This window comes from Hyphomonas sp. J20-32 (assembly GCF_055808555.1).
This window is the reverse complement of the sequence record NZ_CM147873.1, coordinates 1,314,312-1,337,572: the sequence shown is the minus strand read 5'-3', so window position 1 is coordinate 1,337,572 and position 23,261 is coordinate 1,314,312. Positions and strand designations below refer to the sequence as shown.

Annotated in this window: 22 protein-coding genes; 6 read left to right on the top strand and 16 right to left on the bottom strand. The window is 61.2% G+C overall.

The genetic code is table 11. The features are described from left to right. Positions 1 to 3 precede the first annotated feature (3 nt). The 9 genes from pheT to AC0L7I_RS06660 all read right to left on the bottom strand — a co-directional run bounded on the left by pheT (position 4) and on the right by AC0L7I_RS06660 (position 8,181). Complete coding sequence (gene pheT, locus AC0L7I_RS06700) at positions 4 to 2,397, bottom strand: phenylalanine--tRNA ligase subunit beta (RefSeq protein ID WP_473398775.1); 2,394 nt, start codon at positions 2,395 to 2,397, stop codon at positions 4 to 6. Further along, a complete protein-coding gene (locus AC0L7I_RS06695) occupies positions 2,394 to 3,032 on the bottom strand; it encodes a hypothetical protein (protein WP_473398774.1) in 639 nt (212 codons plus the stop codon). The genes pheT and AC0L7I_RS06695 overlap by 4 nt, the downstream gene beginning before the upstream one ends. A gap of 10 nt (positions 3,033 to 3,042) precedes the next feature. Next, complete coding sequence (gene pheS / locus AC0L7I_RS06690) at positions 3,043 to 4,119, bottom strand: phenylalanine--tRNA ligase subunit alpha (protein ID WP_473398773.1); 1,077 nt, start codon at positions 4,117 to 4,119, stop codon at positions 3,043 to 3,045. A gap of 123 nt (positions 4,120 to 4,242) precedes the next feature. After that, positions 4,243 to 4,605: a 50S ribosomal protein L20 gene (gene rplT / locus AC0L7I_RS06685; protein WP_473398772.1), complete on the bottom strand. Its 363-nt coding sequence runs from the start codon at positions 4,603 to 4,605 to the stop codon at positions 4,243 to 4,245. Positions 4,606 to 4,647: 42 nt separating this feature from the next. After that, positions 4,648 to 4,851 carry a 50S ribosomal protein L35 gene (gene rpmI, locus AC0L7I_RS06680; protein WP_473398771.1) on the bottom strand — a complete coding sequence of 68 codons (204 nt, stop codon included), beginning with the start codon at positions 4,849 to 4,851 and terminating at the stop codon, positions 4,648 to 4,650. 122 nt (positions 4,852 to 4,973) lie between these two features. Continuing rightward, a complete protein-coding gene (locus AC0L7I_RS06675) occupies positions 4,974 to 5,126 on the bottom strand; it encodes a hypothetical protein (RefSeq protein ID WP_473398770.1) in 153 nt (50 codons plus the stop codon). 220 nt (positions 5,127 to 5,346) lie between these two features. Next, complete coding sequence (gene infC, locus AC0L7I_RS06670; RefSeq protein ID WP_473399119.1) at positions 5,347 to 5,886, bottom strand: translation initiation factor IF-3; 540 nt, start codon at positions 5,884 to 5,886, stop codon at positions 5,347 to 5,349. A 97-nt stretch (positions 5,887 to 5,983) separates the two neighbouring features. Continuing rightward, a complete protein-coding gene (locus AC0L7I_RS06665) occupies positions 5,984 to 7,000 on the bottom strand; it encodes a glycosyltransferase family 9 protein (RefSeq protein WP_473398769.1) in 1,017 nt (338 codons plus the stop codon). A 38-nt stretch (positions 7,001 to 7,038) separates the two neighbouring features. Then, complete coding sequence (locus AC0L7I_RS06660) at positions 7,039 to 8,181, bottom strand: glycosyltransferase family 4 protein (protein ID WP_473398768.1); 1,143 nt, start codon at positions 8,179 to 8,181, stop codon at positions 7,039 to 7,041. Positions 8,182 to 8,257: 76 nt separating this feature from the next. Between AC0L7I_RS06660 and AC0L7I_RS06655 the strand changes: the two genes are divergently transcribed. Next, positions 8,258 to 9,013, top strand: a complete 756-nt coding sequence (locus tag AC0L7I_RS06655; RefSeq protein ID WP_473398767.1) for an alpha/beta hydrolase — start codon at positions 8,258 to 8,260, stop codon at positions 9,011 to 9,013. On the opposite strand, the gene AC0L7I_RS06650 is transcribed toward AC0L7I_RS06655, so the two are convergent. Then, positions 9,010 to 10,743 carry a hypothetical protein gene (locus AC0L7I_RS06650; RefSeq protein WP_473398766.1) on the bottom strand — a complete coding sequence of 578 codons (1,734 nt, stop codon included), beginning with the start codon at positions 10,741 to 10,743 and terminating at the stop codon, positions 9,010 to 9,012. The two genes, AC0L7I_RS06655 and AC0L7I_RS06650, sit on opposite strands and share 4 nt — an antisense overlap. A 221-nt stretch (positions 10,744 to 10,964) precedes the next feature. Between AC0L7I_RS06650 and AC0L7I_RS06645 the strand changes: the two genes are divergently transcribed. Together AC0L7I_RS06645 and AC0L7I_RS06640 are read left to right on the top strand one after the other, a co-directional pair. Next, the gene (locus AC0L7I_RS06645; protein ID WP_473398765.1) at positions 10,965 to 11,528 is read left to right on the top strand and encodes an EF-hand domain-containing protein; all 564 of its coding nucleotides are present in this window, start codon (positions 10,965 to 10,967) and stop codon (positions 11,526 to 11,528) included. Between the two features lie 200 nt (positions 11,529 to 11,728). Further along, positions 11,729 to 13,453, top strand: coding sequence for a diguanylate cyclase domain-containing protein (locus tag AC0L7I_RS06640; protein ID WP_473398764.1), 1,725 nt, complete (start codon positions 11,729 to 11,731; stop codon positions 13,451 to 13,453). Between the two features lie 2 nt (positions 13,454 to 13,455). Here AC0L7I_RS06640 and AC0L7I_RS06635 read toward each other — a convergent pair whose 3' ends face one another. After that, positions 13,456 to 14,304, bottom strand: a complete 849-nt coding sequence (locus AC0L7I_RS06635) for an SDR family oxidoreductase (protein ID WP_473398763.1) — start codon at positions 14,302 to 14,304, stop codon at positions 13,456 to 13,458. Positions 14,305 to 14,365: 61 nt separating this feature from the next. On the opposite strand from AC0L7I_RS06635, the gene AC0L7I_RS06630 reads away from it, so the two are divergent. Then, positions 14,366 to 15,040, top strand: a complete 675-nt coding sequence (locus tag AC0L7I_RS06630; RefSeq protein WP_473398762.1) for a hypothetical protein — start codon at positions 14,366 to 14,368, stop codon at positions 15,038 to 15,040. A gap of 105 nt (positions 15,041 to 15,145) precedes the next feature. After that, on the top strand, positions 15,146 to 15,643 hold the full coding sequence (locus tag AC0L7I_RS06625; protein ID WP_473398761.1) for a DMP19 family protein: 498 nt from the start codon (positions 15,146 to 15,148) through the stop codon (positions 15,641 to 15,643). Here AC0L7I_RS06625 and AC0L7I_RS06620 read toward each other — a convergent pair whose 3' ends face one another. Further along, positions 15,644 to 17,005 carry a leucyl aminopeptidase family protein gene (locus tag AC0L7I_RS06620; RefSeq protein ID WP_473398760.1) on the bottom strand — a complete coding sequence of 454 codons (1,362 nt, stop codon included), beginning with the start codon at positions 17,003 to 17,005 and terminating at the stop codon, positions 15,644 to 15,646. It lies immediately after the preceding gene. A gap of 118 nt (positions 17,006 to 17,123) precedes the next feature. Between AC0L7I_RS06620 and AC0L7I_RS06615 the strand changes: the two genes are divergently transcribed. Then, on the top strand, positions 17,124 to 18,095 hold the full coding sequence (locus AC0L7I_RS06615) for a tetratricopeptide repeat protein (RefSeq protein WP_473398759.1): 972 nt from the start codon (positions 17,124 to 17,126) through the stop codon (positions 18,093 to 18,095). 155 nt (positions 18,096 to 18,250) lie between these two features. Here the strand turns inward: AC0L7I_RS06615 and AC0L7I_RS06610 are convergent, their stop codons facing one another. Genes AC0L7I_RS06610 through AC0L7I_RS06595 form a run of 4 tightly spaced genes read right to left on the bottom strand, consistent with a single transcriptional unit; the run spans position 18,251 to position 23,243 of the window. Beyond that, the gene (locus tag AC0L7I_RS06610; protein ID WP_473398758.1) at positions 18,251 to 19,279 is read right to left on the bottom strand and encodes a type II secretion system F family protein; all 1,029 of its coding nucleotides are present in this window, start codon (positions 19,277 to 19,279) and stop codon (positions 18,251 to 18,253) included. Positions 19,280 to 19,290: 11 nt separating this feature from the next. Next, a complete protein-coding gene (locus AC0L7I_RS06605; protein WP_473398757.1) occupies positions 19,291 to 20,322 on the bottom strand; it encodes a type II secretion system F family protein in 1,032 nt (343 codons plus the stop codon). Between the two features lie 3 nt (positions 20,323 to 20,325). Beyond that, the gene (locus tag AC0L7I_RS06600) at positions 20,326 to 21,816 is read right to left on the bottom strand and encodes a CpaF family protein (RefSeq protein ID WP_473398756.1); all 1,491 of its coding nucleotides are present in this window, start codon (positions 21,814 to 21,816) and stop codon (positions 20,326 to 20,328) included. Between the two features lie 23 nt (positions 21,817 to 21,839). After that, on the bottom strand, positions 21,840 to 23,243 hold the full coding sequence (locus tag AC0L7I_RS06595) for a CpaE/TadZ family protein (RefSeq protein ID WP_473398755.1): 1,404 nt from the start codon (positions 23,241 to 23,243) through the stop codon (positions 21,840 to 21,842). Positions 23,244 to 23,261 lie beyond the last annotated feature (18 nt).

Below are 23,261 nucleotides of genomic sequence, written 5' to 3'. Positions count from 1 at the left end.
CAGCTAGCCTCTTAACACGCCGCCTGCGCCTTTGGCGACCGAAGCCACGACACGGTCCATGAGCCCCTGGATGTCCTCGTCCTTGAGTTTCTCACGCGGCTGGATCGTCACTTCGAACGCCACTGACTTCTTGCCGTCCGGCACGCCCTTGCCCTGATAGACGTCGAACACGTCCACCGCGACGATCAGCTGCTTGTCGGTGCCCACGGCATATTTCACCAGGTCGCCGGCCGGAACGGATTCGTCGACGAGGAACGCGAGGTCACGCCGGATTGGCGTCAGGTCGGCACGTTGCAGAACCGGCTTGGTCTTGGTCGGCCTGACCTTCATCTGCGGCAGGGCATTCAGGTTCAGTTCGAACCCGAACATCGGTCCGTCAACACCCAGCGCTTTCAGCACGCCCGGATGGATCGCCCCGAAATGACCAACCGTTACTTTCGGCCCGAGCTTCAGGCAGGCTGCCTGCCCCGGATGCCAGTGTGGCTGCGTCGGCGCGCCCACCTGGAAGCGCTCACCCGGCTGGCCCAGCGCATCCAGCACCGCGAACAGGTCGGCCTTCGCCGCGTAGGAATCATAGGCATGTGGCGTGCCCTGCCAGTGGCGCTGGCCGGCGGGGCGCACAACGCCGGACACAACCGTGCGCTGGTCCTTCGGACCGTCGCCCAGATAGATCGGCCCGACTTCGAACAGGCGCGCACCGGGCTCACCATGATTGGCGGCCCGCTGCGCGGCCACAGCCAGGTTACCGATAATCGAGGGGCGCATCTGGTTGAGTTCGCTCGCCACCGGGTTCGCAACCGCCAGCGCCGGGTCGTGCTTGGCGAACAGCGCCGCATGATCCTTCGCCATGAAGCTCCATGTCACCGCCTCAAGGAAACCGCGCGCCGCCATCACGCGGCGGGACACGCGCACGCGTTCCTGGATTGGCGTCGTGATCGCGCGGCGCCCGCCGGCCGGTTCCGGCAACGATGTCACCGGCAGCGAATCGTAGCCGATAAGCCGGGCAATCTCCTCGACCAGGTCGGCCGACTGTTCCATGTCGAAGCGGAAACTTGGCGGCAACAGGTACCAGGCATCACCCGCATCCTCGATATCGAACTCAAGGTCCTTGATGATCCGCCGCATCTCCGGCAGCTTCACAACAAGGCCGGTCAGGCGTTCGACGTCAGCCGGATAAAAGGTCACCTTGTCGATACGTGCCGGGATCGATCCGGCGACATTGAGTTTCGACGCCGTGCCGCCGCCATGTTCCAGGATCAGTTCCAGCGCGAGGTTGACCCCGTCAACGCAGCTCTGCGGATCGACGCCGCGTTCGAAACGGTAACGCGCATCCGAATGGATGCCCGTCGCGCGGCCCGTACGTGCGGTGCGCAGAGGATCGAACCAGGCGCTTTCAATGAACACGTCGACGGTCTCGTTCGACACCGCGGTCGATGCGCCGCCCATGACGCCGCCCAGGCCGATCACGCCACTACTGTCGGCGATGACGCACATTTCCGGCGTCACCTTGTATGTCTTGCCATCCAGCGCTTCGAGTTTTTCGCCCGCCTTGCCGAGGCGCGCGACGACCGGGCCGCTCAGCTTCGACGCATCATAGGCGTGCAGCGGCCGTGCACGGTCGAGCGAGATGTAATTCGTCACGTCCACCAACAGCGATTTCGGCTGGATGCCGACCGCCTTGAGGCGCGCTTGCATCCAGTCCGGTGACGGACCGTTCGTCACATCGCGGATCATCGCGCCAGCGAACATCGGGCAGGCATCGGGCGCTTCCAGCTTGATCTCGACCGGGCAATCATAACTGCCAGGCACTTTCTTCGCGTCGGACCGGATGAACCGGCCTGCACCGGCCGCCGCCAGGTCGCGCGCAATGCCCTGCACGCCGAGCCAGTCCGGCCGGTTCGGCGTTACTTCGAAATCGATCACCGGATCGTTCAGGCCCAGCGCCTCTGCCGCTGGCATGCCGAGCGGCAGGGAATCATCAAGATCGGCAATACCGTCATGGTCCTCACCGGCATTCAGTTCCTTTGTGGAACACATCATGCCATGGCTCTCGACGCCGCGAATGGCGCGCGGCTTCTTGTCGAGCGCGAATTCAAGCCCCGGAATATAGGTGCCGAGCCCCGCATAAATCGCCGTCATCCCGGCCCGCGCATTCGGCGCACCGCACACGATCTGCTTCGTGCCATCGACTGTCTCGACCGTGCACACGCGCAGCTTGTCCGCATCAGGATGCGGAACAGCCTCAGTCACCTTGCAGACCGTGAAGTCTTTCAGGGTCTCGTTCGGGTCGACAACCTCTTCGACCTCAAGCCCTGCTTTCAGCATGAGCGCAAGAATCTCGTCCAGTCCGGCCTTGGTCGCGAGGTGGTCGGTTAGCCAGGAAAGGGTGAACTTCATGGTTTCGTTGCTTTCACGGGTTTGGGCGGCGCATAGGACGCCAACAATGCATTGGATGTCGCCTCAAGGGCGCGGCAGGATTTCACAGGCTCGGGCCGCTTCTGATCGTCCAGCGTGCTGGAAATCCAGCAATCCTCAAGAATCGAACAATAGCAGACGAAAACGACTGCGCTTTCCTCTTCGCCGGACACGAACTGCGTCAGGCGGCGTTGCAGCGCCACGCGGCTCTCATCTGTCGAATCCCACGACGCCTTGATCGCGTTGATGGTCGTCCCCTGCCGGATGACCCGACCGTCAAGGGAACGGAAAGCGGTGTACGGTTCGCCGACGTTCAACGCCACCATATAGTCGACAAGTTCATAGAAATCGGTCGTCGCCGGCTGGCCCGGTATGGTGATCGTGAAACTGTCGATCAGCGCCGGGCCGACGCCGGCATTCTCCACAGCGATGGCATAACTGACGGAATCGCCATTGAAATCGGTCTCGTGCGTCAGCTGGATCATGGGCCAGACTTCTGCCTGCTGCTGGCCGCGCATGACCTGCGTCTGGCTCCAGCCAATGAACAGCGCCACCACGCTGGTAATCACCGCGCAGACAGCAATCAGCATTTCCGCCTTGTTGCCCTGTCCCATCATTGCCCCCGGCCTAGCTCAGTCCGCCACTGACCGACGGTGTCGTCCATGGTGCGAAACCGTAATGGCGCGTCCATTGCGGGTCGGCCTCGAAATAGGGGCGCAGGTCCGGCATGCCGTATTTCAGCATGGCAAGGCGATCGACGCCCATGCCGAAGGCAAAGCCCTGGTGAACCGCCGGGTCGAGCCCGCAATTGCGCAGCACGTTCGGGTGCACCATGCCGCAGCCCAGCACTTCCAGCCAGTCGGTGCCCTTGCCCACTTCCACCATGCCGCCTTCGCGCAGGCATTGCACGTCCATCTCGGCAGACGGCTCGGTGAACGGAAAGAAGTGCGGGCGGAAGCGCGAGACCACATCATCAACCTCGAAAAAGGCTTTCACGAAATCGATCAGGCAGCCTTTCAGGTGGCCCATATGAATGCCTTCCGCGATGACCAGTCCTTCGACCTGGTGGAACATCGGCGTATGCGTCGCGTCCCAGTCATTGCGGTACACCCGGCCCGGCACGAGAATGCGCAGCGGCGGCTTCTCATTCATCATGGTGCGGATCTGCACGGGACTGGTATGGGTGCGCAGCACTTTGGGCGTGCCGCCTTCGGGCGCATCCAGGAAAAACGTGTCATGCATCTCGCGCGCCGGGTGGCCTTCGGGGAAGTTCAGCGCGGTGAAATTGTGCCAGTCGTCTTCAATGTCCGGGCCTTCGGCCACGGTGAAGCCCATGTCGCCGAAGATCGCCGCGATCTCCTCGAACACCTGCATCACCGGGTGCAGCGACCCTGCACGGGGGCCGGGGGCTGGCGGCAGCGTCAGGTCGACCTTTTCCGTCGCCAGCTGGGCTTCCAGTGCTTCGGCTTCCAGTTCGGCCTTGCGGGCGCGCACCGCCTCGTCGACCGTCACTTTCAGCGCGTTCAGTTTCGGCCCGTTTTCCTTGCGCTCTTCCGGACTCATCTTGCCGAGGCTGCTCATCAGGCCGGACACGCGGCCCTTCTTGCCCAGTTCGGCCACCCGCACCGCATCCAGCGCGTCCAGGCTCGCCGCCGCGCCAATCGCCGCAAGGGCCTCTTTCTCTATCGTTTTGATATCAGACAAGGTTCCAGCCTCTGTTCAGGATCACGCGCGCTTTCTAGTCGCTTCGGGACAACATGCAAACGCCCAAAGGAAAAGCCCGGCTTTGCGGGCCGGGCTCTCCACTGTGCAGCATGTCGGTGCGGCTTAGGCGAGCGCGGCTTTCGCCTGCTTGACCAGCACGCCAAATGCGTCGGGCTCGCGGATGGCGAGGTCGGACATGACCTTGCGGTCGACTTCGATGCCAGCCTTGGTCAGGCCGTCGATGAAGCGGCTATATGTGAGTTCGTCATCATGAATGCGCACAGCGGCGTTGATGCGCTGGATCCAGAGCGAACGGAACTTCCGCTTTTTGACCTTGCGGCCAACATAGGCGTACTCGCCGGCTTTCCAGACAGCGGCATGCGCGTTCGAGAACGTGTTCTTCGAACGGTTGCGGAAGCCTTTGGCCTGCTTGATGATTTTCTTGTGGCGGGCGTGGGCCGGCACTTTATTGCGTGAACGGGGCATGGTGGCCTCCTAAGTCAAGATCTTGGGGAAAACGGGAAAAGCTTACAGGCCGTAAGGCAGGAACTTCTTCACAACGCGTGCAACGTCAGAATGCGAGGCAACCTTGGTGCCGCGGTTCTGACGAATATACTTGGCATTGTGGCTGCTGAGGCGGTGGCGCTTGCCAACGACACCATGCTTCAGTTTCCCGGAAGCTGTGATCTTGAACCGCTTGGCAGCGGCTTTCTTGGTCTTCATCTTCGGCATTTCGTGTCTCCTTGTATGAGCTCTCACCCGCAGGCGGCCCGTGGTCGTTCATGAACAGAGGGGCATGCCGTTCGCCCGCACCGCTCGGAAGTGGCGGCTTATGGCGGATCAGGAGAAGAGAATCAAGACGTCTTCTGTTCAGATTGCAGGCGTTTTTCCAGCGCATGCCTGCGCGCCTGCCGCTCGGCCCGCCGTTTCGGCATGCCCAGCCCGACCCAAGCCCGCCACACGAAGACAGGCAGAGCCAAAATCACGAGAATGAGGGTAACTTTCATCGGTTCGTCTCCATGAAGTTGAATACCAGCTTCCCGGCAGGTTTCCAACGCCGCTCTGGTGCCGGCCCCGGCAGCGGAGGGACCGGGCTCGCGACCCTGTTGGCCTGCGTTCAATCATAGTGAAGCGACGCGGCTCCGTGCCCTCCGCCCGCCACACAAAGAAAAACCGGAGGGCTTGAGGCCCGTCCGGTCTTTCGTTTTGCTCTCAAGGAAGCGGCTCTCAGCGCGGTGCCAGCACCATGGTCATCTGGCGGCCTTCGAGCTTCGGTTCGGTTTCCACTTTCGTGGTTTCCTCGAACTGGGATCTCACCCGCTCGAGCAATTGCATGCCGAGATGCTGGTGCGCCATTTCGCGGCCCCGGAAGCGCAGGGTGACCTTCACCTTGTCGCCGTCCTCGAAGAAACGCTGCATCGCGCGCGCCTTGACCTCATAGTCATGCGTGTCGATGTTCGGGCGCATCTTGATCTCTTTGAGTTCGCTGGAGCGCTGCTTCTTCTTGGCAGCGGCCTTCTTCTTGCGCTCTTCAAAGCGAAGTTTGCCATAATCGAGGATTTTCACGACCGGGACTTCCTGGTCGGGGGAAACTTCCACAAGGTCCATGCTCGCCTCGCGCGCCGCATCGAGGGCTGCTGCGAGGGGCATCACGCCCTGCTTTTCGCCGTTCTCATCAATCAGGAGAACCTTGGCGGCGGTAATGTCATCATTGGTGCGGGGGCCAACCTGTTTCTGCGGTCCACCCTGGTCTGGTCTGCGAGCTATAGCCTGTCTCCTTTGTGGCTGTTCATAAGCGTTGGGAATATGCCAGTCGTTGGCCCGTTCCACAAGGCGCTTCGGTTGTGCCCTATCGTGGGTGAAGTCAAGCGGCCAACAGCCCAAGCGCCCGTACGGACTGCCAAACGTCATCAACGCTCAGCTCTTTCAGTGTCGGCGCCGAGTTGATGATGACCGGCGCTTTCGGGCCGCGCGGGGCCGAATGGTCCGGATCGCTCTCGGTCAGGGCGAACAGGGCGATGCCCGGTGCACCCGCCAGGGTCGCCATATGCATCGGGCCGGTATCGTTGCCCACGACGAACAGCGCCTTCTCGGCCAGAGTCACGATCTGGAACAGGTCGGTCCGCGTCACCAGGTTCTTCACCCGGGGCTCGCGGCGCGCGATATTATGCGCCAGTGGCCCTTCCGCCTTGCCGCCGATGATCACCGGCATGATGCCCGCATCGGCAATCCGCGTCGCCAGTTCGGCATAATTCTCTTCCGGCCAGCGCTTGGCCTCCCGGTGCTCAGACGCACCCGGAATCAACAGCATGTAGGGCTCGGTTAACGCGAAATAGGCTGGCTGCAGGCGCGGTGTATCGCCCAGCTTGTGACGTACCCAGGACAGGTCCGGGAAAGGCGCGCTATTGCCCAGCCATCGTCCGCCCGGCGCCACACCCGCCACTTCAAGCTGCTCGGCCAGCCGGTCGATCGAGTGCATCTTCGCGCGGTCGGCATTGTCGTGAAAGAACGCTGCTTTCTCATGGTGACCCGACCAGAGCGGCGCCTTGCCCGACCGGCTCAGTGCCGTGAAATAGTTCTTTGTCCGGCCGCTGGTCTGGAAATCATAGATGATGTCATAATTCATCTTGCGGATGCGCTGGATCAGCGCGCCGGTGGCCTTCATGCCTTCCGGCCGGCCATCGGTCTCGATCCGGTCAACATAGGGGCAGAGTTTCGCGAATTCTTCGAAGAAAGGCGTTGTCAGGAGCGTGATCCGTGCCGACGGATGGGCCTCGCGTACAGCCTTCATCGCACCCAGCGCCAGCACGAAGTCGCCCAGTGCGCTCAGCTTGATAACGAGCACTTCCCTGGCTTTGGCGCCGGGGTTAACCGGGCTCATCGGTGAGTTTGTTTTCGCCATCCCTGCGTATCGGGTCCCTACTCCAGCAATCGCTTATAGACATTAAGCGTCGCCGCCTGAAGCCCCTGCTTGGAGAAATGCGCCCGCACATGCGCCTGGCCCGATTTTCCCATGCCCGCCCGGGCAGACGGCCCGATGTCGAGAAACGCCCGGATCGCCCCTGCCAGCGCCGCCGGATCACCAGGGTCCGCCCGTGCGCCGGTCACGCCCTCGATCACGGTTTCGCGCCCGCCGCCATGATCGGCCACGATCACGGGGCGCCCCATGGCGGAGGCTTCGACCGCTACGCGCCCGAAGGCTTCGGGCCGGGTCGACGGCGTCAGCACGATATCCGCGGCCAGGCACGCGGCCGGCATGTCCCGTTCATGTTCCGCCAGGATGACCGTGCCGCCGAGCTTGTAGTTCAGGATCGCGTCTTCCAGCTTGGTGACATAGGCCGCGCGCCCTTGCGGATCGCCTGCCAGGACAAGGACGAGACGCTTGAGTTCAGGCACTGACATCATTCCGAGCGCTTCGATGGCCACGAGCTGGCCTTTCCATTCCGTCAACCGGCCTGGCAAGAGGAGCGTCACGCGCGGGTCATTCGCGATGCCCCATCGCTGCCTGACTGCCTCGATCCGCGACGGCGTCACCGCTACAGGATCGAACACGGCAAGGTCCACGCCGCGCGGGATCGTGACAATCCTGTCTTCTGCTATCCCGTGCTCGGCATGCACATGCGCTGCGATCCACGCCGAGTTGGCAATCACGAGATCGCCCTTCGCCATGACGGAATTATAGGCCTTCTTCAGCCGGGTCTTCCCCGAATAAGCGCCATGATAAGTGGTCACGAAGGGCACACCCGCCGCCTTCGCGGCCCAATAGGCACTCCAGGCTGGCGCGCGCGACCGGGCATGCACAAGACTGACCCCCTCGCGCGCGATCAGGCCCTGCAGTTTGCGCTGGTTCAGTTTGAGAATGACAGGGTTTTTCGATTTGGCGTCCATCCGGAACAATTCGCCGCCCAGTGCCGTAAATTCATCTTCCAGCCGGCCGCCCCGGCTTGCCAGCAAGGCGCGGCCTCCGGCGGCGATGATCGCCTCAGTCACTTCCAGCACGGTACGTTCCACGCCCCCGGCTGAGAGTTCTGGCGCCACCTGCAGGATGGTCTTGCCGGTCATGTCCGGGAAATCGTCCAAAGCTGTTCTTGCCCCTCGCTCGCTTGACAGGGGAAACAGATGAAGGAACGGAAGGACGATGACAACGACCTATTTCACCAGCGCCGAAGGCAGGCGCCTCGCCTTTCGCCACAATCGCGCCAGCACGGGCAAATTGACCTTCGTCTGGATGTGCGGCTTCAAGTCCGACATCAGCGGCACCAAGGTGCTCCGGCTCGAAGACTGGGCGGCTCGCACCGGCCACGGTTTCCTCGCCTTCGACTATTCCGGTCATGGCCAGTCAGACGGCGCGTTCGAGGACGGCACGGTCAGCCAGTGGCGCGCCGATGCACTGGCCGCCATCGACAACCAGACAGACGGCCCGCTGGTCATCGTCGGCTCCAGCATGGGTGGCTGGATGGCGCTGCTCGCCGCCCTGGCCCGCCCCGAGCGCGTGAAGGGCCTCGTCCTGATCGCCCCGGCGCCGGATTTTACCGAAAAGCTGATGTGGCCCGAATTTTCAGCCGAGGCCCAGGCAGAGATCATGGAACAGGGCTTCACGCTCCGCCCGTCAGACTATGACGAACCTTATACGATCACGCGCTCCCTGATCGAGGACGGCCGCCAGTGGCAGATCCTCGACAAGCCCATTGCCTTCGATGGCCCGGTTCGCATCCTCCAGGGCATGCAGGATTTCGACGTGCCATGGACCCATGCCGCACGCCTCGTCGACACGATGACCGCCGACGACCTCACAATCACCCTGGTCAAGGATGGCGACCACCGCCTCAGCCGCGAGCAGGACATCGTCCGCCTGCTCGCAACCTGTGACGAGGTGGCAGCAACGCTCGCCTAGATGCGCGACCCGTCAATCGTGATATCGGACTTGCGCCAGATGATGTCGAACTTGGCCTTGGCCTCAGCAGCCTCGGCCGTCTTGCCTTGCTTTTCCAGGGACTTCATCAGGCCTGACATGGACCAGCCGTTACGCGGATAGTCGACAAGGTCCTTACGATAGACCGCTTCAGCCTCGGCGAACCGGCCCGCCGCAATATAGGCTTCGCCCAACGATTGCCGCGTCGGGTAATACCAGAAGGGTGGCTCGGTATAAGGCAGCGAATCCTGCGCATCGACCGCTGCCGAGAAATGCGCAATCGCTTCGTCGTGACGCGCTTCGACACTGGCAATCTCACCCAGAAGCAATTCGTCTGCGATCGTCAGCAACGTGCTGGCCGGATAGTCGGCCGTATCGAGGAAACTGATCTGGACACTGCCTTTCAGTGCAGCAAGCTTTTCGCGCTCCTCATTTGCCGTTTCGGTATAGCCTGTCCGCGCGGCCGCAACGCCACGCGCATAGTGCCAGATCGCGTTCGAGTAATCGAGCTGCTCGGGGGGCTGCTCCACCGCCAGAATACTCTCCCACTGCCCGAACTGCACCAGCGCCAGCATTGGAACTGTCTTGAAAAATTCGATGGTCGGGAATTGCTCGATCTGTTCCAGCCGCACATTGTCGGCCAGCTTCTGCGCCGTGCTGATCGCCATCTCGCGCTGGCCCGCCATGCTGGAAGCCGCCCAAAGGAAATGGATATTGTGCGGATAGTAGAGCGCCGGATAAAAGCCCTGCGCATTGCATTGGGCGATATAATCCTCGTCCACCTTGGCCGCCCGAATATTGGCGGTCGCCGCATCGTCATACCGTCCGACGCGCCAGTATATATGCGCCGGCATGTGCACAAGATGGCCAGACCCCGGAACCAGGTTGGCCAGCATGTCTGCCTCATCTTCCGCCCTCCCCGGATTGTTCGAGGCTTCAACCGCGTGGATATAAAGGTGCAGCGCCAGCGGATGGTCCGGCGAGCGCTCTATGATGCGCTCCAAAGTCGCGATGACTTCCGCTGTCTCGGGCTTCGGCTCGCCGTCCGCCGACCAGTAATCCCACGGCATCGTGTTCATCCAGGCTTCGGCATACATCGCCGCCGCGTCGTCATCATCAGGATGCTCGGCCACATAGGCGCCCATCGCCTCGGCATAGGCCACGTCCAGGGGTTCTCGTGAGATTGAGGCGTCGCCATTGTAGCGCGTCGCCAGCGCTTCGATCAGCGCCTGCTCGTCCGGGCTGGCCGTGCCTTTCAGGGCAAGCGCCTTGTTGATCGCAGCAAACGCCGCGACGCGTTCGGCTTCCGACATCACGGCCTTGCCCTTGCTGGTGACATTGATGTTCGGGCCTGTCGCCAGCGCTTCGCCCCAGAAACACATCGCGCAGTCCGGGTCGAGTTTTTGCGCCGCCCGGAACGAGCGGATACTTTCAGCGTGGTTGAAGCCAAATGCCAGCACCATGCCCTGGTCGAAGTATTTTTGTGCATCCGGGCTCGATGTCGAAATTTCTCGATGGAAATCGCCCATGCCCTCGAACAGCGGCGCGCCTGCCATCGTGGCGACATCGACCGGTGTCTCCGTGGCCACGGTGGTATCGGCTGGCACGGCCGTATCCGCCAGATTGTCAGTGCCATGGTGGCGCTCCTGGAAATGCGCACAGCCCGTGAGTGCGATGGCGCTCACGGCCATCAGGATATGTCTGCTTGTCATGTTTCGTCCCCTCGTCGCGGGACTTGCCCATCCGTTTGGACGCAAGCCCGTCTGTTTATCCGTCTCCCCTATCACATATTCCCCTTCGGGTTGACCCCATCGACCTTCTGCAGGGTGCCGCTGAGGCAATGCACCCGGTTACAAATGCGTAAGCTGCCGACTGACCTGCGCCTGACGACCGTTCAAGTCCCACATCAATCCAGCTTGAAGGTTTCCCCAAAATGACTTTTCCCCTTGTCCGCCCCGCAACCGCAGGTGCCTGCCTTGCCGCTATCCTGCTCACTGTCGGCTGCGCATCCGGTCGCCAGCCAGCGCGTCCCTCCGGCGACATGCAGGCTGGTCGCCCCGGCGTTCAAGGCGGCAAGATCGCCCGACCGGTTTCGCTACTCTTCGCCGGCATGGACCAGAACCAGGACCATGTCGTCGATGCGGGCGAGCTGAGTGACGGCATCGCGCATGACTGGAAGGGCTTTGGATTAAGCGGCCGGTCGGGTGTCTCGGCCCTGTCGCTCGCTGAATGGTCCGCTTACGCCCTCGGCGACGCCGACGCCCTGCCCAATCACATTGCCTTCGACGCGAACTTTGACGGTCAGGTCACCGAGGCGGAATTCCGCGCCCGGCTCACCAGCGAATTTGCCCAACTCGACAAGGATCATGACCAGCGCCTCACGCGGGCCGAACTTTTGATCGACGCGCCGGCCCGCTCTCAGTCGCGCGAGATGATGCAGGGCGGAATGGCCCAAGGTGGCATACGCCCCGGCGGCGGAAGCCGTCCGCCCCGCTGACCCGCCCAAAAAGCAGCCTCGATCCGCGAAGGGCTGGTCCCTGTCCAGGGCCGCCTCATTCAATTAACGGAATGTATACGCAATACTTGGAATTCGCTTGAAATCTTCCCTTCAGAACTAACCATAAATAGCTGTTTTTGTGGAATAAATTCCGTGTGGGGCAAAGGCTCCGCTTTGTTTGGTTATCGCGGAAGTCTTCCATGCGTTTCGTCAGCAGATTCCTCAGCCTGCTCGTGGTTGTCGTCGTTTCCCTGTCCTTCCCGTCGGACGCTCAGGTGATTCCGGTCGGCAATCTTGATGGCCGGATCGAAATTGGTGGAGCCATCGCAATTGCCGATTCCGTCAAATCTGGCACGAGTCTCGACGATGTCCTGCGGGCCGACAGCGACGTGTTTTTCCAGCCCAGCGTTAAGCATGTCTATCATTCAATGGGTAAAGCTGCCGAAGTCTGGGCAAGGGCAGAACTGGTCAATGACAGCCCGGCCGACATGCGCGGTAAGCTCGTCATCCGTTTTCCCTACTTGCAGTCTGTCGAGGTTTTCCTCGTGGACGCAGACGGAAAGGTGACAAAGGGGCATGCTGGGGCGAGCGTCTCCCTGTCAGGCAATGCCCTACCCGGCCCCTTTCCGGCCTATGAAATCAGCATTCCCGCCGGGCAGTCGCGCACGCTGCTTGTCCATGCACGCTCCAACACGTTGATCACGCTGCCCATCTGGCTCCATTCGAGCGCCGACTACCAGGTCTGGTCGCAATGGAGCACAGCCACCTACACGTTTCTGATTGGCATCATCTTCACGTTCACGGCTTTTGCCTGGTCGATCGCGCGCAGGTCCCGCGAACTGTCCTATCGACTGTATTTCTGGTTCTGCGTCGTGGCGATCTTCTACATCGTGTTTTCGACAGGAATCGGAAAAGCGTTCCTCTGGCCGCACAGCGAACTGAATACGCTGTCGCTGACCTATGCCCTGCAAGGCGCCGTCATGGCACTGGGAGCGCTGTTCATCGCGGCTTTCCTCGATATCCGCACCCATTGGCCTGCTTTTTTCATGGTCATCAAGGGATTCGTGGTGATTGCAGTGATCTCCTGCTTCTATGCCCTGCTACCGGGAAAGATCTCGCGTCTTGCCTATATGGTCTGTACAGGCCTGAGCCCTATACTGGTCTTGGCGGGTGTCTGGGTGCTCCATCGTCGCCAGATTGCCGGTGCAGGCGCCGTCCTGATGGCCTGGTCTCCGTCCTTGATGGCCACGGTCTGGCTCTACCTTCGCCTGTTCGACATCACGCCTTATTTCGAGGTCAATCACTATATCGTGCCGATCGGTCTGGGCCTCACCGTGCTGCAATTCAGCTGGGCAATCAGCAACCGCGTGAGGGAAACGGAAGCCAACGCATTAACCGACGCGCTGACCGGCCTGCCGAACCGTCGCCAGCTCTATTCCACAGTTTCCCATCGCGCGCCCCGCGACGAGCCGCCCTGCACGGCTGTGCTCGCGATCGATCTCGATGGTTTCAAGGCCATCAACGACACCTATGGTCACGATGCAGGCGACGCCGTGCTCCAGACGATAGCCGAACGTCTTACCAAGCTCAGCCTCGGCCGCGCAAAAGCCTTCCGCACGGGTGGCGACGAATTCATCGTCCTCTATTCCGAACTGGATGGACGCGCTGACATCCAGGCCTTCGGCGAACAGTGTATTTCGCGGATTCACCGGCCCATCCCGTACGGCTCAAAGGAGCTGCGGGTTGGCGCGAGTGTCGGGATCGCCTTTGTGCAGACCCTCGAGGAATTCAAAACCGGCATCCACCGGGCTGATTCCGCGCTTTACCACGCCAAGCGTGCAGGCAAAGGCACCGTCCGCCTGTTTGATGAACGTCAGGCACCGATCGGCCATGAAACTTTCCAGCCTGCCATTGTCGAATCCTGAGCTCAGGCCCCGGCCTGCTCACCGGCAAGAATACCGGACAGGCCTTCCCGGTACGACGGAAATTCCGGACGCCACCCCAGCGCCGCCTTGGCGCGCGCATTCGACACCCGTTTGCATTCGGCATAAAAGCTCCGCGCCATCGGGCTGAGACCAGCGTCATCAATGGCCGTTTCAGGCGGTGGCTCAATCGCCAGCAACTCCGCGGCAAACGCCGTCACGTCCTGCGGCGGCGCGGGTTCGTCGTCACAGAGATGGAACACGCCGGCCAGCGCCGGTCTCGACAGCAGGGCCTCCAGTCCGCGCGCGATATCGTCGACATGGACACGGCTGAACACCTGCCCCGGTTTCACCACGCGCGTCGCGGTGCCATCGCGCAACCGCTCAAAGGGTGACCGGCCCGGACCATAGATGCCCGGCAGGCGCACGATCCGAGCCGCGCCGCCCGTCGCGTCCTGCCATTGCCGCTCGGCCAGCACCCGCGCCTTCGCGCGAGCCGATCCCGGATTGACCGGACTCCATTCCATCGCCCAGCCGCCGCCAAGATCGCCATAGACGCCCGTCGTCGAAAGATAGGTGACTGAGGCCGCCTCGCCCGCCCGCTTTCCCATCGCGCGGGCCGCCGGGCAGCCGTCTGCGTCAGGCGGGAGCGTGACCAGCCAATGCGCGCCGGGCGCTGGACCGACCTCCCCCTCGCCGCCCCATTGCAGCGCCCTCACCCCCGGCCCGAAATCCGCATCCCTTGCCCGGCTGGTACCCTCGATCTGCCATCCTGCCGCGACGAGGCGCGGTGCCAAGCGACGGGCTGAATAGCCCATGCCGAAGACAAAAAGCAGAGATGGCGGAACTGTCATTTGCACTGGGCCCCTGACTGATGACTATAGGCACCACTACAGGTCCGGGAGCCCATTATCCATGTCTATACTCGCCTTTGCTGCAGTCTCGTTCGCCTTTCTGCAAAGCGCCAGCGCCGACTTCGCCCAACGCGAGGCGACGCGCCTCGACACCTGTATCGCGCGTATCGATGAAAACCCGGAAGACGCGTATGAAGATGCCCTTGCCTGGAGCTTCGAAGGCAACCGCCCCGGCGCCCGTCAGTGCGTTGCGCTCTCGCTGATCGCCCTCGGCCAGGAGGCTGAAGGCGCCGCGCGGCTTGAAGACCTGGCCAATGCCACCGACGGTGGCACGCTCGAACAGCGCGCGCTCTACCTCACCCAGGCCGGCAATGCCTGGCTTGTGGCCGGCGCGCCGGAAGCGGCGATCCTGACGATCACCAATGCCCTGAAAATCATGCCCGATGATCCGAACCTGCTGGTCGACCGCGCCAGCGCCCATCTCATGCTGGAACATTGGCTTGAAGCCATAACCGATCTCGATGCGGCGCTTTCAGCTGCTCCGGGTCTCGCTGCCGCCCACCAGCTGCGCGCCGAAGCCCGTCTCAACACCGGCGACCTCGACATGGCCCTCGCCGATGTCAAAGCTGCCATGCAGGCCGAGCCGGACAATATCGACACGCTGGTCCTGCGCGGCCGCGTCCGTGAAGCCATCCGCCTGTCGGAAGTCCGGATGGTCCCACCTCAGGCGGAATAGACGTGCTGTTTCTAATGGGCTGACCAATCCAAGTTAATCCGTTGCGGACGCAGATTCGCGACGATAGAAAGGTCAACCTGTGGCAGAAACTCCAAGGCATCGACCATGCAAGACTCAGATCCATTTGCTGATGCGGCGAGTCTTCCAGACGAACTGATCGATGTGCTGGATTTAGCTCAATCTGATGAAGAGGTGCACTTCGTCCGAGTTATAAACTTTCACGGGGACATTCTGAACGGGGGCCTGGACCAAGCGTTCTTCAATCACAAACTGGAAATATCCGATGTGATCCAGTCCTACCGAGAACTGAGCATGCATCCCATTGCAACGCTTCTAGTCACAGCACGAAAGCAGGTGACGATTAGTCGGTTCTGGCGCGGCCTATTCAGTCGGCCCGAAAGCGATTTCGACAGCTTATATTTGGCAATGACCTACAATTTTCCCTACGCCTGCAATGACTTGCAGGACGACGCAGAGTTTCCCGAAACTGGTATTGAAAATGATTGGGTCGACAGGTTGGCCCTCAAATATGCCCGACGTAATCGCGTCTACTTTTCTGCATTGCAGGCTGCATATGACCGAGAGCGGGCCGATAAAAGTTGATCACCCGTAACGCGCCTGCAGCATCGCCCAGACGGCCCGCAGACCTGTCGGCGCGCCGCCTTCCGGCCGACCGTATTTTCCCTTGCGCCAGGCCCAGACATCAAAGTGCGCCCAGCTCTTCGCCGTGACGAACTGTTTCAGGAACAGCGCCGCCGTGATCGATCCGGCTTGGCGCCCGCCGGAATTGACCAGATCGGCAATCGGGCTTTTCAGGTCCGACAGGTAAGGGTCCCACAACGGCATACGCCACACGGGGTCACCGCTCGTTTTTGAACCCGCCAAAACATCCGCAGCGAGGTCGTCGTCATCGGTGTAGATCGGTGCGAGATCCTGCCCTAGCGCCACGCGCGCCGCCCCCGTCAGCGTTGCAAAATCGATCAGCAGGTCCGGCTCACCTTCGCAGGCCCGCGCCAGCGCGTCCGCCAGGATAAGACGCCCCTCCGCATCGGTATTGTCGATCTCGACCGTCAGGCCCTTGCGGCTTGCCAGAATGTCGCCCGGCCGGAACGCATTGCCGGCAATCGCATTTTCCACAGCGGGAACGTAGAGCTTCAGGTGCACCTTCAGACCGGCACCCATGACCAGTTCCGAGAGGGCAATGACATGCGCTGAACCGCCCATGTCCTTCTTCATGATCCGCATCCCGTCACCGCCCTTGATGTTCAGGCCGCCGGAATCGAACGTCACGCCCTTGCCGACGAGCGCCAGCTTGGGATGGCTCGGATCGCCCCATTCCAGTTCCAGGAAGCGCGGCGCAAACGTCGCGGCGTTGCCCACCGCGTGCACCAGCGGATAGTTGGCCGCCAGCAGGTCATCGCCCACAGTGGCGGTCAGCTTGGCGCCGTACAGCCCGGCCAAGGCCGCGACCTCTCCCTGCAGCTCTTCCGGCCCCATGTCGCTCGCGGGCGTGTTGACCAGGTCGCGCAGGTGCGCGGCCGCGTCGGCTTCACGCGACAGAGCGCCGGAATCCTCTCCGGATGGAATCACCAGCCGTGGCGGCTTCGCCTTGTCCTTCAGGTATCGGTCGAACCGGTAGGCGCCATCGGCCCAGCCAGCCGCGATCTGCGCAAAGCCCAGCCCACCATCGGTTGCCACCTGGTAGTCGCCCTCAGGCAGCTTTGCCGAGATGGCAGCCACGCCCAGCGCATCGCGTCCATTGCCCAGTCCCGCCAGAACATGGCTCAGCTTTCCGTCCTTGCCTGCCTGCAGCACAAGCTGCCCCGCTGCGCCGGTGAACCCCTGCCCCTTCGCCAGCGCCCGCGCGCCAGCAAACGGATCGTCCGCCAGCTTTTCAAAGCCGGAAGCCGTGAACAGGTGGATCGCGGCCGGTTTGGCCCCCTTGGCGGTAAAGCTCTTGTGCATTTCGTGTGGCTCTCCGGGCAAATTGTTAATCAGACGGCCGGTATTGTTAACCGAACCTTGACCTCGATCAGGCCAGAATCGGGCCCGAATGCACCTGATACATACTTGGAGCCAGCCCATGTCCAGAGCCAAAACGTCACTGGCGGTCCTCGCGCTCGTCCTTGCGGCGGCGGCGACAAGCTGCGCCAGCACGGCGACGAAAGAGGAAAAGGCCGCGAATGCCGAATTGCAGCGGGCCATGGAAGAAGCCCTGAAGCCAGCCAGCCCGGAAGAAGTGGCTGCGGCCAACCGCGCCGACCCGCTGACCAAAGCCAATTTCTGGTCGAAGGAACATGCCAAGGATCCGGAGAATCTCGAAACCGCTATCACGTTCGGCAATGCCCTGCGCGACATTGGCAGCGATGATCGCGCGATCGACGTCCTGTCCCAGGTTCTGGTTATCCACCCGGACAGTGCCGAGCTTCTCATGGTGCTTGGACGGGCCCTGTCGACCCGGCAGGATTATCGCGCCGCTGTGCAGGCGTTCAGCCAAGCCGGTACGTTGGAACCCGACCGGGCAGCAGCCTGGGGCGCGCTCGGCACGGCGCTCGACCAGCTCGACCGGCACGCAGACGCGCAGCAAGCCTACCAGCGCGCGCTCGTTATTGAGCCCAATCGCACCTCGACACTGGCCAATTATGGTCTTTCACTCGCCCTCTCCGGCGACCTTGTCGGCGCAGAAGAGAAATTGCGGCTCGCCGATGCCCAACCTGACACCACAACGCGGATCAAGGAAAACCTTGCCCTCGTCCTCGGCCTGCAGGGCAAGTATGACGAGATGAAAGCTGCGAGCGGCGCCAACGCCCCCAGAAGCATCGTCGATCAGAATGTCGAACTGCTGCGCGAAATGATACAACCGACCCGCACATGGGAGGCGCTCGCCGAGCGCGCTGAAATGGGCAAGATTCCCGCGTCGCCTGCATCATCGAACCGGCTCGGACCAGATGCCGAGCGCGCGGCCGCCGCAACGTCCACGCCTGTAACGGACGAACCTGCAACCGTCACGACACCCGAGAACGACACGGGCCTGCGCCTGCGAAAGTCCGACTGACCTTCCACCCAAAAAAATCAGCGACCGCCTCGCCACCGCAAGGCAGGCACTCGGTGCCGTCCGTCAGGAAACGCCGCAAACTCCACGCTTCAGAAAAGGGAAGTTCCCACCTGCATGTTGGCGGGTGAGCATTCGCAATGCGTGTTCACCCTGCGCTAGCCGAAATCGCTTGTGGGCATTTCGATGTTCATCTCGAATACATTCGACGCCGTTTCATCGCCAGCCTTCATCGACTTGTACTGGATGTAGGCTGGGCCGAGCACGACGAGGAACAAGACCGGCAGAAAGAACAGGATCATCGGGACAGTCAGTTTTGCCGGAAGCGCTGCGGCCTTTTTCTCCGCGGCAGACATCCGCATTTCGCGGTTTTCCCTGGCCATCACGCGCAGCGCGTCACCCAACGGCGTACCATAGCGTTCAGCTTGCGACAGTGCCATGCACACCGCTTTCACGCCCTCATGTCCTGTACGACCCGCGAGGTTGTCATACGCTAAACGACGATCGGGAAGATAGGAGAGTTCCGCGACCGTCAGTCCGAATTCTTCAGCCAATTCCGGCGAGGCAGTGCCAATCTCCTGGCTCACCTTGTTGAAGCCGAGCTCGATTGACATGCCGGCCTCGACGCAGATCAGCAGCATGTCGAGAGAATCCGGAAAACCGAGCATGATCGACTTCTGGCGCTTGGATGCAAGGTTCGAGACATACATGTTCGGTGCATAGAAGCCAGCCGCCATGCCGAAAGCGAGCGAGCCGTATTTCAATACCGGGCTGAAGCCATGGTCGTTGATGAAGAAGATATAGATAAAGGTCAGGAACAGGCCGACAAAGGGCAGCGCCATTCGCGCAAAATAGAAGGCCGAAATCGGGCCCGGCCCACGCAGGCCGGCCTGGTTCATGAGCTTGACAACGTTGGGGTCTTCCAACGCTTTCGCCAGGTTAAGCTTGGATGAGACTGTGCCCATCATGCTCTTGTCTTCCCGCCGCAGCCCCCTTGTCTCGAGCGCCGCGCGGCTTTGCTTGCGCAGCTTTTCGCGCTGGTTCGAAACGGCTTTGAGACGCGTTTCGAGTTTGTCACCCTTCAGGTAGGGCAAAAAGACTGTAACGAAGGTCGCAAACACGGCTGCTGCAACGAGATAGGCCGCCAGCGTTTCCGGGCGAGTGAGTGACAGAATGAAATCATACATAATCCGTCACCCTACATATCAAAGTTGATCATTTTTTTCATCGTAAGGATGCCCATGGTCATCATCGTTGCCGCGATTGTCAGGATGACATGTCCCGTCTCGGTGATGAACAGTTGCATGATGTAGCTGGGCGTCGTCAGGTACACCATTAAGCCAACCGCAAACGGAAGCGCCCCGATGATCATGCCTGAGGCTTTGGCTTCGGACGACAACGCGTTGACCTTCTCGCGCATCATCTTGCGCGAACGGATCACAGTCGACAGGTTGCCCAGCGCCTCCGAGAGATTACCCCCTGCCTTGGCCTGGATCAGCAGCACAATGACGAAGAAGTTGATCTCCTGGAGGGGAACGCGCTTGTAGAACGAGTTCAGCGAACGCTCGAGGCCAGCACCCATTGCCAGGTTGTCGGCCAGCGAACTGAATTCGGCGCCCAAAGGATCGGGGCTTTCCTTGGCAATGATGCGAATACATTCGTTGAGCGGAAGGCCAGTTTTTACACCCCGCACGATGATATCCAGAGCGTCGGCGAACTGGTTGATCATCTTTTTGTGACGACGCTTGGTCAGCACGCCCAGAAACAGGCGCGGCAGCCACAAGGTGCCTGCAACGAACGCGCTGCCGATCATGACGGGCTTGCTCTTCAACGACATGCCGAAGACCACCAGTCCGTCCGCACCCGACAGGTAGATCAGGACCGCACAAAGCGTACCCAGGACCAATGAGCCGATCCAGAAGGCGGAAACGGGAAGATCCAGGCCAGCCTGCGCGAGCTTTGAACCGATGTCGCGCGGTGTGATCGACTTGCGGCGTTCCTTGTCCTGCTTGCGCAGGTTGTCGAGCATTTCCTGTGTCTTGGCGCGGCGTTTGGAATTTTCGTCATGAACCTTGCCACCACGAGCCTTGCCGGTGGCAGCCCCTGCACCGATGGCCTTGGCGCGCTTGCGCGCCGCGTCCGCGTCACCGCTCGTGAACGCCAGACCGATGCCTGCAAGCGCGATAAACGCCAGCCCGGCAACGGCATAGACCATCATGTTGTTGTCCATGGATCAGCTCCCGAGCCCGTCAAGTGCGGCTGCGAGCTCGCGCTCAAGATTGTAATATGAAGCACGCTCCCAGAAGCGCGGGCGTCCAATACCGGTGCCGCGGTGGGCCCCGATGATCTTGCCGTCAGCGTCTTCGCCATCCATCTCGAACTTCAGGACATCCTGAAGCACAATCGTATCCCCTTCCATGCCCATCACCTCTGTGATGCACATGATGCGGCGCGAACCGTCACGCAGGCGCGAAGCCTGGACAACGACGTCGATGGAGCCGACGATCATTTCCCGGATTGTCTTTGCTGGCAGCGAGAAGCCACCCATCGTGATCATGGACTCCACACGACTGAGCGCTTCGCGCGGACTGTTGGCGTGCAACGTGCCCATCGAGCCGTCGTGACCGGTGTTCATGGCCTGAAGGAGGTCAAATGCTTCCGGTCCACGCACCTCGCCCACGATGATCCGTTCCGGACGCATGCGCAGGCAGTTCTTCACGAGCTCGCGCATCGTTATCTCGCCTGAACCTTCGATGTTCGGCGGTCGGGTTTCCAGACGCACGACGTGCGGCTGCTGCAACTGCAGTTCGGCGGAGTCTTCACAGGTGATCACCCGCTCGCCAGGCTCGATGAACGCTGTCAGGCAGTTGAGAAGTGTCGTCTTGCCCGAACCCGTACCGCCGGAGATCAGGACGTTGCAACGTGAGTGGCCGATAATGCGAAGGACTTCAGCGCCCGCTTCACTGATCGATCCAAAATTGACCAGGTCCTGAAGCTGAAGCTTGTCTTTCTTGAACTTACGAATGGTGAGCGTTGGGCCGTCGATAGCAAGAGGCGGCGCGATAACGTTCACGCGCGAACCGTCAAGCAGGCGCGCGTCACAGATTGGCGAACTTTCGTCGACACGGCGGCCAACCTGGCTCACGATGCGCTGGCAGATATTCATCAACTGGGCATTGTCACGGAACCGGATATTGGTGCGTTCGATCTTCCCGTTGACCTCGATATAGGTCGTGTCCGCACCATTGACCATGATATCGGCGATGTCATCGCGCGCAAGCAATGGCTCCAGCGGGCCATAGCCGAGAACATCATTGCAGATGTCATCGAGCAATTGTTCTTGCTCGGAGATCGACATCACTACATTCTTGATACTGATGATTTCAACCACAATATCGCGAATTTCTTCGCGCGCGCTCTCGGCATCAAGCTGGGCAAGCTGCGACAGGTCGATCGTGTCGATCAGGGCGTTGAAGATCGTCGTCTTGGTGGCGTAATACTGTTCCGATTGCTGGTTCACCTTGCGAACCGGCTCGGGTTTGGGCTCAGGCTTCTTGGCCTTGACGGGCTGCGACGATAGCGGCTTCGGAGCCCCCCTCACCGGCACCGGATCAGGCACTTTAGGCTTGACGGCCTGGGGGCGCGGCTGCGCTACAGGAGCTGCCGGCTTTGGCGCCGCCGGCGCTGTAACTGCTGGAGATCCTGTGCGTTTGCCGAAGGCCATTTACGGGCCCTTTCCCTTGAGTTCTATTTGCCGAGGAGTTTTTTGAATATCGACTTCGCTGGCTGCGCGACGGCCCTGCCCGTCAGCACGGAAGCCAAGTGGTCGATAGCCATCGACGGTCGCGATGTTGCATCCGTTTCCGAGATCATCTGGCCATTGTTTGCTGCCGTACCAAAGAGCTCTGGTTCAAACGGCAAGATGATTTCCGGCTCGACGCCGATAGCCGCCGCGAAATCCTTCACCGGAATTTCAGGCCGCTTCGGTACACCGCTCATGTTCAGCACGAGACGCGGCGGATTGTCGTTGGGCCGCTGGCCCTTGAGCTGGTCGATGAAATTCTTGCCGTTGCGCAGCGACGCCAGGTCCGGCTGGCAGACAATGATGACCTCATCGGAGGCGACAAGCGTGCGCTGCACCCACCGGCTCCACGTGTGCGGCAGGTCCAGAACCATATAAGGCACATTGCGCCGGACGCTCTCGATGACCGTGCTGAAAGCGTCGTCCGGAATGTCCATGATCTGGTTGATCGTTGCGGGCGCCGTGAAAAGTGACAGGCGGTCGGTCGCCTTTGCCAGGAGCCGCTCGATGACGGCATCGTCGGCCCGTTCGGGGGCCAGAAGCGCATCAGCGATCGTCTGCGGCGTGTCTTGGTTGAAGTCGAGCGCAGTCGTTCCGAATGACAGATCGAGGTCGACCAGTGTCGTGTTGACGCGCGCATTTTCCGCCAGGGCCCAAGCCAGGTTGTGGGCTATGGTTGAAGACCCTACCCCGCCTTTCGCACCAATCACCGAGATCTGCTTGCCAACGAAGGGCCGGTCGGGATCGACGAAAAGATTGGAAATCGAGCGGATGATCTGAATCGGGTCAAACGGCGGCACGAGGTATTCGCTGACCCCGCGCGCGACCAATTGACGGTAAAGCTTGATATCGTTGACGGCACCGACAACCATGACCTGCACGTTTTCATCGCAATGCTCAGCCAGCGCATCGATTTCGGCCAACACCTGCTGCGCCAAAGCGGACGATTCGACCATCAAAAGGTTCGGGGTCGGATTTTGCTCCATATAAGCCGTTGCTGCCGCGATGCCGCCGGGAATCGATTCCAGCGTGGCGCGGCCCATGCGGCGGTCGCGCGAGCACACCTCCATCAGGTCGCGGGTTTCCTCACGCTCGTAGAATACCTTGATCGAGATTGCAGGCAGCGGCACATCGCCGCCGTTCCGGTCAGGCATCGTGAAGATCGACTGGTCCGCTGCCACCTGTTTCTGCTCAGGCACATCAACCGGATCGACACTGTGTTCATCCATCAGGGCGCTAAACGCATCATTGGCCGGTGCAGCGAGTTCGTCGACAGGGGTTTCTTCCGCGAAGACATCTTCGAAGTCAGAATCGAAATCGTCTTCAAAGAGCGCTTTTTCGTTCGACATTGTACTTTCGTCCTTCTA

Coding starts and splice junctions, on each gene's coding strand:
- AC0L7I_RS06635 (WP_473398763.1), bottom strand. CDS start 14,304: ATGACAGTTCCGCCATCTCTGCTTTTTGTCTTCGGCATGGGCTATTCA.
- AC0L7I_RS06655 (WP_473398767.1), top strand. CDS start 8,258: ATGACAACGACCTATTTCACCAGCGCCGAAGGCAGGCGCCTCGCCTTT.
- AC0L7I_RS06630 (WP_473398762.1), top strand. CDS start 14,366: ATGTCTATACTCGCCTTTGCTGCAGTCTCGTTCGCCTTTCTGCAAAGC.
- AC0L7I_RS06595 (WP_473398755.1), bottom strand. CDS start 23,243: ATGTCGAACGAAAAAGCGCTCTTTGAAGACGATTTCGATTCTGACTTC.
- AC0L7I_RS06610 (WP_473398758.1), bottom strand. CDS start 19,279: ATGTATGATTTCATTCTGTCACTCACTCGCCCGGAAACGCTGGCGGCC.
- AC0L7I_RS06660 (WP_473398768.1), bottom strand. CDS start 8,181: ATGACCGGCAAGACCATCCTGCAGGTGGCGCCAGAACTCTCAGCCGGG.
- AC0L7I_RS06605 (WP_473398757.1), bottom strand. CDS start 20,322: ATGGACAACAACATGATGGTCTATGCCGTTGCCGGGCTGGCGTTTATC.
- AC0L7I_RS06625 (WP_473398761.1), top strand. CDS start 15,146: ATGCAAGACTCAGATCCATTTGCTGATGCGGCGAGTCTTCCAGACGAA.
- AC0L7I_RS06645 (WP_473398765.1), top strand. CDS start 10,965: ATGACTTTTCCCCTTGTCCGCCCCGCAACCGCAGGTGCCTGCCTTGCC.
- AC0L7I_RS06650 (WP_473398766.1), bottom strand. CDS start 10,743: ATGACAAGCAGACATATCCTGATGGCCGTGAGCGCCATCGCACTCACG.
- rplT (WP_473398772.1), bottom strand. CDS start 4,605: ATGCCCCGTTCACGCAATAAAGTGCCGGCCCACGCCCGCCACAAGAAA.
- AC0L7I_RS06675 (WP_473398770.1), bottom strand. CDS start 5,126: ATGAAAGTTACCCTCATTCTCGTGATTTTGGCTCTGCCTGTCTTCGTG.
- AC0L7I_RS06600 (WP_473398756.1), bottom strand. CDS start 21,816: ATGGCCTTCGGCAAACGCACAGGATCTCCAGCAGTTACAGCGCCGGCG.
- rpmI (WP_473398771.1), bottom strand. CDS start 4,851: ATGCCGAAGATGAAGACCAAGAAAGCCGCTGCCAAGCGGTTCAAGATC.
- AC0L7I_RS06615 (WP_473398759.1), top strand. CDS start 17,124: ATGTCCAGAGCCAAAACGTCACTGGCGGTCCTCGCGCTCGTCCTTGCG.
- AC0L7I_RS06640 (WP_473398764.1), top strand. CDS start 11,729: ATGCGTTTCGTCAGCAGATTCCTCAGCCTGCTCGTGGTTGTCGTCGTT.
- pheT (WP_473398775.1), bottom strand. CDS start 2,397: ATGAAGTTCACCCTTTCCTGGCTAACCGACCACCTCGCGACCAAGGCC.
- AC0L7I_RS06695 (WP_473398774.1), bottom strand. CDS start 3,032: ATGATGGGACAGGGCAACAAGGCGGAAATGCTGATTGCTGTCTGCGCG.
- AC0L7I_RS06620 (WP_473398760.1), bottom strand. CDS start 17,005: ATGCACAAGAGCTTTACCGCCAAGGGGGCCAAACCGGCCGCGATCCAC.
- AC0L7I_RS06665 (WP_473398769.1), bottom strand. CDS start 7,000: ATGAGCCCGGTTAACCCCGGCGCCAAAGCCAGGGAAGTGCTCGTTATC.